This is a genomic window from Erythrobacter sp. JB1-15, from assembly GCF_057365035.1.
Genome location: NZ_CP200295.1, coordinates 523,369 through 536,700 on the forward strand (window position 1 = coordinate 523,369; position 13,332 = coordinate 536,700).

Consider the following 13,332-nt stretch of genomic DNA (forward strand, 5'->3'; position numbering starts at 1 on the left):
CACAATCGCTCAAAGGTCAGCCAGAACGGGCCGGCCCCGCGATCAACCGGCTGCTTGGGTTTTGCTGGGCGCTGTATCGTCGCCCGCAGGAAAGCCGCCTGCACGGATCAGCATGCCCGGCACCCGGCCCGGCAATTTATCCGCCAGCCATCCGCCCGCCGCGATTGCCGCGTCCAGATCCAGGCCGGTTTCAAACCCGGCCCGCTCCAACATGTAGAGCAAATCTTCAAACGGGATATTGCCGGTCGCCGCAGGCGCAAACGGGCATCCGCCAATCCCGCCAAAACTGGCATCCAGCGTGGTCACGCCTGCCTCTATCGCTGCAAAGGCATTGGCGATCCCTGTGTTGCGGGTGTTGTGGAAATGAGCGCGCAGGGGCGTATCGCCTGTCACGGCGCGCACTTTGTCAAACAATTCGCGCACAGCCCACGGATCGCCCACGCCGATTGTGTCAGCCAGCGAAATCTCATCCGCGCCAGCATCCACTGCCATCTGCGCCAGCTGGGCGACATTTTCGTGCGGCACCTCGCCTTCGAACGGACAGCCAAAGGATGCGGCGATTGTTACCGATGAGCGTTTGCCATGTTCTTTTGCCAAAGCGACAATCTTAGCCGAGCTTTCGCCCGATTCCAGCCGGGTCTGGCCCTGATTTTTGCCGGCAAACGTATCAGAGGCCACGCACACCGCGCCAAATTCATCCAGCCCCGCTGCCAAAGCGCGCTCCGCCCCGCGCAGATTGAGCACAAGGCCGATATATTCCACCCCGTCGCGGCGCGGCAGCATACCGCTCAGCGCATCGGCATCGGCCATTTGCGGCACTCGCTTTGGATTGACAAAGCTGGTGACTTCAACCCGCTTCACCCCGGCTGCAATGCCCAGATCAATCAGCTCCAGTTTCTCCTGCGTGGAGAACACACGCTGTTCATTCTGCAAGCCGTCGCGCGGGCTGACATCAAGGATAGTGATAGCGGGTTTCATAGGATCAATCCTGACGGGAGAAATAGCTGTTGGCCGCGGCGCGGATGTGCACTTGCATGATGGTGTCTGCCAATTGCGCATCGCGGTTTTTAAGAGCGTCTATAAGTTCGCGGTGGTGTTCATTGCTGCGGCGAAGATCGGCAACGGAGTATTTATCGGCCGTGCGCGTGACAATCGCAGGCGCGATCAGATTGGCCAGAGTGGCGGTTAAACGCGGGCTGTCGGCTGCATCCAGAATGGCGCGGTGAAACACGGTGTTTTCGGCAAGGAACCCTTCCACATCGGGTTCAGGCGCTGCATTCACCGCCACATCAATCCGGTCCACGCATTGCTGCAATCGGTCAAGACATGCCGCATCGTGCCGGGTCGCGGCGCGCGCTGCGACCATCCCTTCGAGCAGTGCGCGCATGTGGAACAGGTCTTCGATATCGCGGCGCTTCCACACCGCCACAACCGCGCCCTGATTGGGGCGTATGACAACGAAATATTCCGCCGCCAACCTGCGCAAAGCATCGCGCACCGGCGTTCGGCTGACCCCGCAGCGGCGCGAGAGATCTTCTTCGCTCAATCGGTCGCCGGGTTTGAAATGGCCATCCAGAATAGCCGCGCCAATAGTGTCATAGGCACGGTCTGCCGCTTTCGAAAGCGTCGGCTTTACACGGTCATCATTGGCGGGAAGCTGGGTTGCCATATCGAAGTGGAAAGGCCTCTCAGCCTATACCAGCCCCCTTTTCTGATGCTCTTTAAGGGTCGCCTCGTCCCAGCCGAGAAGCTCGCCATAAATCTGCGCGTTGTCCTGTCCCGGCGTGACAGGGGCAGACTTTCGGAAGCCTGAAAAGCTTTTGGAAAAGCGGGGGAAAGCGTTTTGCATTTTCAGCTTGCCGCGCCCTTCGGTTTCAACCTCGATAATGGCCTCGCGCGCTTTGAAATGCGGGTCTTCCAGCATATCCTTGGCGGTGAAGACGCGCCCGGCAGGGATCGAATATTCGATCATCAGCGCCTCAACCTCGTCCATCGTCAAAGTGGCCGTCCAGGCGTTGATAATCTCATCAAGCTCCGTCTGGTTTTCGCCGCGCGCCAGATGCGTTTTATAACGCGCATCTTCGGCCATTTCGGGCTTGCCCATTGCCTGCGCAAGGCGGGCAAAAATCGCATCGCCATTGCCGCCAATCATGAACGGGCCATCCTTGCACGAATACACATTGGAAGGCGCAATGCCGGGCAGGATCGAACCGGATCTCTCGCGGATAAACCCGTTATAGTCATATTCGGGCACCAGCCCTTCCATGACTTGCAGGACCGCTTCGTACAAAGCGGTGTCGATCACCTGACCTTCGCCCGTCTTGTCGCGGTGACGCAGAGCGGCAAGCACGCCCATCGTGCCATAGCTGGCGCACAAAGTGTCGCCGATGGAAATGCCCATGCGCGCAGGCGGACGATCCGGATCGCCCACAATGTAACGCCAGCCGCCCATCGCTTCGCCAATGCCGCCAAATCCGGCGCGCTTGGAATAGGGGCCTGTCTGACCATAGCCCGACATGCGCGCAATGATGAGGCCGGGATTGGTCTGGTGCAATGTCTCAGGCGCAAGGCCCCAGCGCTCCAAAGTGCCGGGCTTGAAATTCTCGATCAGCACATCGGCTTTATCAATCAGCGCCTTGGCGATTGCCTGGCCTTCTGCTTCGCGCAGATTGCACGTCACCGATTGTTTGTTGCGAGCGATGACTTCCCATTGCACTTTGGTTTCGCCCTGGCCCCAATTGCGCATGGGATCGCCTGTGCCCGGCGGCTCAATCTTGATAACATCCGCGCCCATATCGCCCAGCAATTGCCCGCAAAACGGCCCAGCGAGAAGCTGACCCATTTCGACCACGCGCAAACCTTCCAATGCGCCGGTTTTATCAGCTGTGCTCATTCTGCCGCCTCCGCATGATCGGTGTGCCATTCGGGCTGGATCGGGGCGGGAAGGCCCGTTTCCTCTTCGCAATTGGCGCGCAAAGCCTCGATGCCGGGGCCGTAATCGAACAGCGGCAATTCGCCGCGTTCCCCGCGCATTTTGGTGCGCAAAGCCTCAGTTGCGCCCGCATCAACCGTGCCTTCCTCATCAGCGATAACACCGTAATCCTTCGCGCCTTCGGGTGTGACAAGGCCCTGGCGGATTTCGAGGCCAACCAGATCGGGATCGCGTTCCAGCGGATCGCCCCAGCCGCCGCCGCCCCAAGTGATAAAGTGCAGCAGATCGCCCGCTTTCACAGCGACATCTTCCACTTTGTTGCCGACAATTTCGGATGTTCCATCGCCGCGTTCGAGCACCTTTTTCGCGCGCGCGCCCGGATGGCCGCCATTCACGCCCCAAGGCGGCACGAACCAGCGATCATCGTGGATGGCAATGTCGCCATCCGCAAGGAAACGGTAAGTCATATGGATGCCATTGCCGCCCCGGTGCAGGCCTGCCCCGCCGCTGTCTGGTTCGGTGGAATAGCGTTCGATCCGCAGCGGGAAATACCGCTCCAGAAATTCGTTGGGCACGTTGGTAAAGCCCGGCCACAGCGAATGCCCATCAGGCCCATCGCCCATGGGACGGCCCGGAATGCCGCCAAATCCGATCTGGAACAGCTGGAACCAGTCGCGCTGGCCCGGCTGCCGCGTATCCCACCCGGAATAGAAAACGTGCGGGGATGAACTAAAGCCAGCCGCGTTCAAAAATTCAGGCGTGCCCTGCCCCAGCAATCCGCCGAGGATATCGAAAATCCGGCCCAAGGCATGCGTGCGCCCAGACAAAGCAGCGGGGAATTGCGGTTTGAGCAGCGATCCTTCGGGAATGCGAACCTCGATCAGATCGTAGAACCCATCATTGAACAGGATCTGCGGGTCGAAGACCATGATCATGTAAATGCCAAAGAACATCTTGAACATGTTCTCGTTGAGATAGAAATTGATCGAGGCCGCCGATTGCGGATCGGTGCCGTCGAAATCGAGAATGACTTTATCGCCCTCGCGCCACATCGTGCATTTGATCTTGTAAGGGCCGTATCCCTTGCCATCATCGCAGATGTAATCTTCGAAACTCGCTTTGGCTTCGGGGATGGCTTGCCCGATCAGCGCTTTCATTGCGCGGTGATTGCGAGCGAGCAATTCTTGCGTGGCCGAATAATAGACATCATCGCCAAACCGCTCAGCCATTTCAATTACGCGATTGGACGCGACACGGCAGCTGGCGATGAGCGCGTTGAGGTCGGCCTGGCACCAGTCTGGCTTGCGCGTCTGGTGCATCACCAGCTTCATCAGGTCTTCGTTATATTCGCCATTTTTCCAGATCTTCACAGGCGGAATGCGCACACCTTCCTGAAAGATGGATGTCGCGCCAATGGGCATGGAGCCGGGCACCATGCCGCCAATATCGGATTGGTGGCCAAACATGGATGTGTACGCGATCAGACGCCCATCCTTGAACACCGGCAATAGCACCAGCCAGTCATTGGAATGGCTGATCGCGCCGCCGACAGAATAGGGATCGGACAGGAAGATCATATCGCCTTCCTCTACCGTGCCGTCATACCCATCGAGGAACGGGCCGATATAGCTGCCGAACTGGCCGACAATCATCTCGCCCGTGGGCGCAGCGATCAGCGGAAAGGCATCGCCTTGTTCGCGGATGCCGGGCGACATGGCGGTGCGCACAAGCGTCGCATCCATTTCGATCCGGGCATTGCGAAGCGCGTTCTCGATAATGTCGAGAGTGACCGGATCAATATCGATTTTTTCAAAAGGGGTGGTGTTCGATTGGATGATCTGTGCTGGCATCGTCTCAGCCCTTTTCGTTCAAGTTGATGAGGATATTGCCGACCGGGTCGACGCGCGCGGTGCAGCCATTTTCAACGAGAGTGGTCGAATCCATCTCGGTGATGATGGCGGGGCCGGGGATGATATCGCCCTGTTTCAGCTTTGCCCGGTCATAGATGACAGCGGCGCGCTCTTCCCCGTCCATCCATAAAGTGTGATCGCGGATTTTCGCCTCGGATGGATCGCCATTGCCCTTAGGAAGCTCGTTTGCGGGCAGATCAGGCGCGATGCCCAAGGCGACAGCGCGCAGGTTCACGATTTCGTGCGGGGTATCCATGTTGAAAGTGAAAAGCCGCAAATGTTCCGCGTCAAACCGGGCAAGCAGCCCTGCGATCCCGTCTGCTTCCAAAGTTGCGCGGTCAATCGTCAGCGGCACTTCGAAAGCCTGCCCGGCATAGCGCACATCGACTTCGAATTCAGAAGTGATCGCGCTTTCAGCGACCCCATCGGCGAGCAATTCGCCGCGGGTTTGATCTTCCATTTCTTTAAGAACGCCCATCAGATCGGCGACATGGGTATCCTTGGCAAGCTTGCTGAAAGAGCGTGCGGTTTCTGTCCGCATCCGGGTGGTCGCATCGCCAAGCGCGCACAGCACGCCGGGGAAACCGGGCTGATCGCGGGCCAGCTGCTCATCAATTTGGCAACGGCATTCACATGCAATGGCCCCGCGCCGCCAAATCCCATGACGGCAAAATCGCGCGGGTCATAACCCTGCTGAACCGAGATCATGCGCAATGCGCCGAACATGTTCTCATTCACAATGTCGATGATCCCGCGCGCGGCTTCCATCAGGCCCACGCCCAGTGCATCGGCAATGGTTTGCACCGCCTTTTTCGCGCCTTCACGGTCAAGCTGGAAAGAGCCGCCCAAAAGATCTTCGGGCAGATATCCCAAGACCACATTGGCATCCGTCACCGTGGGCGCTTCGCCGCCTTTGCCATAAGCGACAGGGCCGGGCACTGCGCCTGCGCTTTCGGGGCCGACGCGCAAGGCACCTGTAAGTTCGGGCACGTGCGCAATGGAGCCGCCACCGGCGCCCACTGTCTTTACATCCAATGCAGAAGCCCGCACCGACAAGTGGCCCACTTCTGTGGTGCGTTGCCGGCGCGGCTCCAGCCCCTCAATCAGCGCCACGTCAGTCGAGGTACCTCCCACATCCAGCGTGAGGATGTTTTTCACGCCTGCATTCTTGCCAACCCACAATGCGCCAGTGACGCCGCCAGCCGGGCCGGACATCAAGATATTGACGGGATGTTCTTCCGCCTTCTGGCTCGACATCAAACCGCCATCGGAACGCAGCAGCGACAAGCGCCCCTTGATCTCGCGCGCTTCCAATTGATCGCGCAGATTGGAGACATATTTGCTCACCACCGGGCGCACCGCCGCATTGGCGACAGTGGACAAGGTGCGTTCGTATTCCTGCATTTCGGGCAGCACTTCATGGGAAAGCGATACGGGGATGCCGGGCAATTCTTCGGCTGCAATTTCGCCAATGCGCGCCTCGTGGCGGCCATCGACATAGGCGTTGATCAGACTGACAGTCAGCGCTTCGACGCCTTGGCCTTTCAGTTTTTGCAGCGCCGCGCGCACCGCATCCTCGTCCAATTCGCGCACCACTGCGCCGTCCGCGCCCATGCGTTCGGGCACTTCAACCGTGTCTTCAAGATGGGCGAGCGGTTGCGGTTTGGGCCACACGATCCACGCGGCAAGACCGCCGGGCACGAAACTGCGCGCGATCTGCATGACATCGCGGTACCCTTCGGTGACGATCAGGCCGACTTTCGCGCCTTTCCCTTCAAGCACAGCATTGGTCGCCACGGTCGTGCCGTGCAGGAAATATTCGATTTCAGAAGCCGCAACGCCGGCCTCTGCCGTGATCGCTTCAACGCCTGTCAGAATGCCTTCGGAACTGTCATGCGGGGTCGATGGCGTTTTGTGCCGCCAAAACGCGCCTGTGTCTTCGTTGAACAGCAGGAGGTCGGTGAATGTCCCCCCCACATCTACTCCGAGGCGATAGCTCATATTGGCGTTTGTCCTTTTGCAGTGGGCGGCCCTGCTGTTTGCTGATTGCAGGGCCGCTGTTTGGCGTTGTTTGGCGCAGTGCCTGTTAAGTGGATGCAAGCGCAACGTGTATACAAATAGCCACACATATCCGACTATCGACCAATGTAGAACTTCGTGAGCCCAGTCAAATCCAGTGCCGATTGCGATGGCGATGTTCGTTCGAAGAATCTAAAGTGTTGTTTATATGTGTAAAATGTGATGGGTGACCGATACCTACGCGAACCAGCGCAGATTACCCCTATGAAATTTGAGCACTGCCGCATGATTGACTTGTGAAAGATTGTATACAATGTCGTGGGCTCGGCGCAACGGTCTTTCGATAGGGATGCGAATAAGGGGCGCCGCCAAATCCAGCACCGCAACCGTGCCAATCAGGGAAAAAGACCAAAATGCGCATTCGCAAAAGCCACCTTCTCGCCGCTGCTGCCCTGCCCGCCTTTGCCAGCCCCGCTTTTTTAAGCCCGGTGCTCGCTCAGGATGCAGCCGCAAACGAAGATGACAATGACAACGCGATCATCGTGACCGCGCGGCGCCAAAGCGAAAGCCTTGCCGAAGTGCCCGCATCCGTCACGGTGCTGTCTGCTGATGCGATTGAGAAAACCGGCATCCAGCGCGCGGATGATTTCGTCCAGCTTACTCCCGGCGTGACCATTGTGACAGGCACCGCAGAGGCAGGCGACACGCAGATCAATATTCGCGGCATTAACGGTGCGCGCGATGCGGAAAGTTCGGTAGCGCTGGTGGTTGACGGCATTCTAAAAACCAACACCGCGCAATTGAACCAGAACCAGGGCACTTTGCGTCAGGTCGAAATCCTCAAAGGCCCGCAAGGCGCACTGTATGGCCGCAACGCAGCCGCAGGCGCGATTGTGATCCAGACGTTAAAGCCCGATGGTTTCCTTGAAGGCGGGATCGAGGTTTCTGCCGCCGAAGACAACACCTATGCCGCCAACGCCTATATCTCTGTGCCCGTGGGCGAGGATGCTGGCTTTGTCCTGTCAGGATCTTACGCGACCAGCGACGGGTTTTTCTTCAACCGCTTTCTTAACGACAACGTGGTCGATGATAGCGAGACATGGTCTATCGATGGCCGCTTTGTCGCCAATCTGACGCCAGCGACCGAACTCGACGTAAAAGCGCGCTATGCCAGCCTTGATGGGGCATCAATCAATTTCAACGCGGCTTTTCACCTGCCCGGTTTTGGCGGAGCGTTCTTTGAAGATGTGAACGAACATCCGTTTGATTATTATTCCAATATCCGCCCCACCAACACGCAAGACACCTTCGAAGTGTCCGCCAAGATCGAGCATGATTTTGATGGCATGGTGCTCACCGCATGGGCGCTTTACAGCGATGTCGATCAATTGCTGACGGCGGATGGCACATCGGCAGATTTTGCGCGCTTTACTTTTCCCGGTGCAACGCAGGATTCGATCGACGCATCCAATTCCTGCTTTGCCACCACGGCTGGATTGACAGGCTTTCCCGTCAATCCGCCCGGATTTATTGGCGCAACGCCCGTGCCGTTTATCTTTGATCCGGTGAACGGGTCCACGTTTGGCCCCTATAGCCCCACAACATGCGACGGGACGCAGCTGCAAACCCGCCAGCAAAGCGATATCAGCGGCGAAATCCGTCTGGCCTCAGACACAGATGGCCCGCTGCAATGGCAAGTGGGCGCGTATTATCTGCATATTGACCGCGAAACCGGCGTGTCGCTGGGCGCGGATCTGGGCAATGGAGTGAGCACAAGCCTGTTCAACGCAGCCGGGTCCGGCAATCCAACGACTCTGCTTTATAACGATGACTTTTCAACCGATGTCTATGCGGTGTTCGGATCGCTTGAATGGGAAATGAGCGACCGCGCTCAGCTGGGTCTGGCGCTGCGATATGATATTGAGGACCGCTCGGTTACCAATCTGGTGCCCAATGTGCTCGACCCGATCACAGGCGCGCCGATCAATCCGGGGCTTGCCTTTGGCCCGATTGCCGATCAGTCGGAAAGCTTCAAGCAATTGCAGCCCAAGCTGACATTCCGCTACGCGCTAACGGACGATATCAATTTCTACGCCAATTGGGGCATCGGGTTCAAATCGGGCGGGTTCAACAACCAGGGCTCTGCCGCGATTGTTGATCAGAATTTCAACCAGTTCATTGGCACCAATGTCCTCATCACCGATCTGTTCGACAAGGAAACATCAAGCGCATTCGAAGCCGGTTTCAAAGGATCGCTGCTGGATGGCCGCGTCACGTTTGATCTGGCCGGATATTACACCGAAATCGACGATATGCAGTTCTTTGAATTCTTCGTTGGCACATTCGGATTGCTGCGCGTCGTCTCCAACATTGATGAAGTGGAAGTGATCGGGGCAGAGCTTAACCTGACTGCCGAAATCGTGGATGGGTGGAGCGTGTTCGGATCGGCCAATGCCACCGGCAGCGAGATCAATGCGAATTCATCGCGGCCCATCACGGTTGGCAATGAAAGCCCCTATACGGCGGACTACACCATCAATCTGGGCACTCAGATCGATCAGCCTTTGACCGACACGATCAATTTTGTCGCGCGCGCCGATTACCGGATCACCGGGCCTACATGGTTCCACACGGTGCAGGATGATGTGAGCCCGACCTTGTTCAGCGGGCTGCTCCCTGGCTCTGCGCTCGCTTTGCCAGCAGAAGTGGGCAATGCGGATTATTCGATCACCGAACGCGACACGTTTTCTATCCTCGATGTGCGCGTCGGGCTGGAGATCGACACATTCCGCATCACCGCCTTTGTCGACAATCTGACTGACGAGAATTACCTCAACGAGGTTATTCCAGCGATTGAATTTGGCGGATCGTTTATTTCACCGGGCGGCCTGCGCCGGTTCGGGGTAGAGGTTGGCTACACCTTCTAGGGCTGGCCTGAACTGGACGAACGCAGCGGGCCTGAAGACCGCACAATAAAGCGCATGAAAGAGCGTTGAGCGAAAAATCGGCCTCAACGCTCTTTCGACTGTCTGGACCGGTACAATTATGCAGGCGCTTGCATAAAGCCAAGATCGCTTGAAGCGAACCGGCCAATATTGGGCGAAACGCTGGGCAATTCGCTGTTTGATACGCCAAACCACCGCGCCAACGTCGCTGAATATTGATCGACTGCCGTGCTGGGCAGCAATCGCCCGCGGCCCACTTGGTCAGGCGTGTCCACAGAAACGCTGGGCGCGGTGCCGTAAAAACGGCCACCGTTCACCGCTCCGCCCATGATAAAGTGATGCGCGCCCCAGCCATGATCGGACCCATCGCCATTGGATGCGAGCGTCCGGCCAAAATCAGATGCAGTAAAAGTCGTCACCTGATCGGCCACGCCCAATTCCTGTGTCGCGCGGTAGAAGATGTCCATCCCGTTATCGAGCGTGGAGAGCAAACCTTCATGCGATCCCATCAGCCCGTCATGATGGTCAAACCCGCCCAGCGCCACCATGAACACTTGCCGCGTTACACCCAGCGAACTGCGCGCCGCAATCAGCGAGGCCACCGTGCGCAGCTGATCGTTAAAGCCATTGCCGCTACCAAAATCAGTGCTCAATGAGGCGTTTTCCAGCGCATCATTGACGAACTGGCCATATTGGATCGAACGGTCATTCACCATTGCATGATCGGCCGCCAGCACATTGCCGCTGCCTGATCGCAGGATAGTATCCAAAGCGGTTGCCGCTTCGCGTGAGCGATACAGATTGCCCTGACGCAAAGGCCGGAACAATGTCGCTCCGCTGGACCCGATGCGGTAAGGCACCGAATTCTGGCCGCTTAAGAACACGGCATTGCCGCTCACATTGATCGCGGTGAACATTGCATTGGTGTTGGATGTTTGCGCCAGATCGCCCATGCGCCCGCCCCAGCCCGATGGCGCGCCTTCGGGCTGCGAGCTTTGCCAGGTGGATTGCTGATCGTTGTGCGAAAACAGCTTTGCAGGGATCGGCGCGCTGCCATTTTGAAACTGCGACAGGGTAAGCGGCGCCAAGAGCGGCCCCACATTCAGCAAAGGCGCCATATTGCCCTGGTCAAAGCGCTGCTTCAACAGCGGCATGCTGGGCGCCAGCGCATAGGTGATGTCATCTGTCAGCGTCTGGCCCTGCGGCGGGGTCAGCACGGTGTTCGCCAGCGATGCGCGCGGCAACGCGATCCCGCCGCCTGCTTCGGACCCGTCGCCGCCGCGAATGGCGGAATACCGGGCATAATTGGCCGCATCAAACGGGATCAGCGTGTTGCCCTGATCATTCCCGCCATACAGGAAAATGCACACCAGCGCTTTATACCCGCCGCTGTTTGAAAAGGCCGCAGCTTCCCCAATTCCAGCAAGGCCCATGGCGTAAGATGATGCAGCTCCCATCGCGGCAAGCTGGCTGGACCGGCGCATAAAGGCACGGCGCGACAATTCGGATTGTTTGCCAATAAACATGGTGAGCGGCCCTCTTATTTTTGGATCAGGTAATCGGTGGATGCCATTACGAGCAGCACAGCGGTATGAACCCGCTGCAACCGGTCTTCGGCATCGCTGGCCGCATCAATGCTGATAGTGTCGAGCGCGCCGATAATCGTATCGCGCACATCATCGGATAATTGGTTGGCCGTCAGCAGCAGGTCCAACCGGTCCACCAAGGCTGCCGGATCATCGGCAATCGCCGTTTCAGCCGAATAATCGAGCGACAGATCACGCACTTGCCAATGCGATGTGTTGATCGCCAATTGAATGAAATTGACATAACCTGCGACGGTCGTTTCGTTCACCAGCTGAAATTCTGGCGCAACCAGATCATTGGCGGCTGCCTGCGATCCCACCGGAAAATAGGTCGGGCGGAAAAAGTTGAACACAGAAGCCGGGCGCAGCGGCGATTGACCAAGGCCATAACTGTCATCCGACAGATTGCGCACTTCGAAATTGCCGCTGACAGAGCGCACGCCGAATGTGCGGTTCAACTGGACAAATCGCAGCATGGGTTCGCGCAATTTGCCAAAACCGGGATCGCTGGCATTGCTGATATTGGTCGCTTCATCATCGAGCACAATGGCTTTGAACACCGCGCCCAGATCGCCGCGCTCGCCGCTGCCATTATTGGCAAAGACCGACGCGACGCGCCCCACATAAGCAGGGCTGGGATTGCTGGTGACCAGACGCTGGATCATCTGCTTGGCGAAAAACGGGCCGACATTGGGATGCTCAAACAGGTGATCGAGCGCCAGACGCAAAGTTTCCTCTGCCCCCGTGCCTGCGGGAATGGTGAGGCCAAGAAAGCTCTTTTCCTCATCGGAATGATAGCTGCTGTTGTCGGGATAGGCCCAGCGCGTTGCATCGGCGGTCATCGGCTGGCGTGCATAATCAGGATCGGGCACTTGCCAAGTTCCACCAAAAGCCTGTGTCCGGCCAATGCCGGTAAAATCATAATCATACCCGGTGAAAACCTTGGCGATGCCGGTCACATCATCATTGTCATAGGTTTCTATGGGGTTGCCGCCGGACAATCGCTCGGTCCCGTCCGAATTGAGTTCAAACAGGCCGATGGAGAACAATTGCATGATCTCGCGGCCATAATTTTCATCGGGCACCCGGCCAGAAGACGGGTCCGCTTTGCGGTTGCCGCGCGTGTTCAAAAACACGCCCATGGCTGGGTTCAGTGTGATCTCTTCGATGAGTTCGCGGTAATTGCCAAAGGCATTGCGATTGAGCAGATCCCAATATTCGCCAATGGCAGGTGAGCGGTGCGCGATGCTGACGCTGTTGAAAGAGACGACGAAAAATTCGGACAAAGCCAGCGCCCAACGTTTGCGAACCGGGCTGGAACCCGAAAGCAATTGCGACCAGATCATGTAATCGCCGGGGAAACGCAGATTGTAATACTGGTTCGAATCCACCTGATCGAAACCGCGTTCCGCAAAATATTGCCGCGCGGTCTGGCTGTTTTGGGTGCGCATCTGCGCATCGAGCCAGGGTTCATAGCCTTGATCTTGCACTTGCTGGATTGCAGCGGTGCTGGCTGAAAGGCTTGCTTGAAGCAAAAAGCGCGCGGCTTCTGTATCGTTTTGCGGCCGCGCTACGGTCGGGGCCGGGGTTCCCCCGCCTCCGCCAGCAACTGCGCCGCCGCTTGTGGGGCTGCTGCCACCGCCGCCGCCGCCACATGCTGCCGTTCCCAAGGCAAGCGCGCTGACACCAGCAACCTTTCCGAGCGCTTTGGCGTTCGGCGTTACCTTTGATGCGGACTGCGCTGCGGACTTCGCTGCGGGCTGCGATGTGCCAGAGGTCTCTGGCTGCGTCGATTTTCGAGGTTCATGTCCCGTTTCAGGCTTTTTTGCGTTGTTCGTGCCTGAGGCCGATTTTTCTTTTGTTATAGTCGTCATTGCTGGTCCCTACGCCGCATTCCATCCCCTGCTGCATCGCCAACCTGACCAATAAATGTCGAAAGA

7 protein-coding genes and 1 pseudogene are annotated in these 13,332 nt (G+C 57.8%); 1 reads left to right on the forward strand and 7 read right to left on the reverse strand.

Annotated features, from left to right (window positions below; translation table 11 throughout):
- Positions 1-42: 42 nt before the first annotated feature.
- From AC0V6L_RS02585 to AC0V6L_RS02605, 5 genes and pseudogenes are all read right to left on the reverse strand, one after another.
- Positions 43-978 carry a hydroxymethylglutaryl-CoA lyase gene (locus AC0V6L_RS02585; RefSeq protein ID WP_486152853.1) on the reverse strand — a complete coding sequence of 312 codons (936 nt, stop codon included), beginning with the start codon at positions 976-978 and terminating at the stop codon, positions 43-45.
- Between the two features lie 4 nt (positions 979-982).
- Positions 983-1,669 carry a GntR family transcriptional regulator gene (locus AC0V6L_RS02590; RefSeq protein WP_486152855.1) on the reverse strand — a complete coding sequence of 229 codons (687 nt, stop codon included), beginning with the start codon at positions 1,667-1,669 and terminating at the stop codon, positions 983-985.
- 24 nt (positions 1,670-1,693) lie between these two features.
- Complete coding sequence (locus AC0V6L_RS02595) at positions 1,694-2,893, reverse strand: CaiB/BaiF CoA transferase family protein (protein WP_486152856.1); 1,200 nt, start codon at positions 2,891-2,893, stop codon at positions 1,694-1,696.
- Positions 2,890-4,782, reverse strand: a complete 1,893-nt coding sequence (locus AC0V6L_RS02600) for a hydantoinase B/oxoprolinase family protein (RefSeq protein WP_486152857.1) — start codon at positions 4,780-4,782, stop codon at positions 2,890-2,892. The genes AC0V6L_RS02595 and AC0V6L_RS02600 overlap by 4 nt, the downstream gene beginning before the upstream one ends.
- Before the next feature lie 4 nt (positions 4,783-4,786).
- Positions 4,787-6,843 (reverse strand): annotated as a pseudogene (locus AC0V6L_RS02605) (hydantoinase/oxoprolinase family protein).
- 431 nt (positions 6,844-7,274) lie between these two features.
- Between AC0V6L_RS02605 and AC0V6L_RS02610 the strand changes: the two are divergent.
- Complete coding sequence (locus AC0V6L_RS02610; protein WP_486152859.1) at positions 7,275-9,788, forward strand: TonB-dependent receptor; 2,514 nt, start codon at positions 7,275-7,277, stop codon at positions 9,786-9,788.
- A gap of 116 nt (positions 9,789-9,904) precedes the next feature.
- On the opposite strand, the gene AC0V6L_RS02615 is transcribed toward AC0V6L_RS02610, so the two are convergent.
- The gene (locus AC0V6L_RS02615; protein ID WP_486152860.1) at positions 9,905-11,332 is read right to left on the reverse strand and encodes a DUF1501 domain-containing protein; all 1,428 of its coding nucleotides are present in this window, start codon (positions 11,330-11,332) and stop codon (positions 9,905-9,907) included.
- 14 nt (positions 11,333-11,346) lie between these two features.
- Entirely contained in the window at positions 11,347-13,266 is a 1,920-nt protein-coding gene (locus tag AC0V6L_RS02620) for a DUF1800 domain-containing protein (RefSeq protein WP_486152862.1), read from the reverse strand.
- Positions 13,267-13,332: the final 66 nt, after the last annotated feature.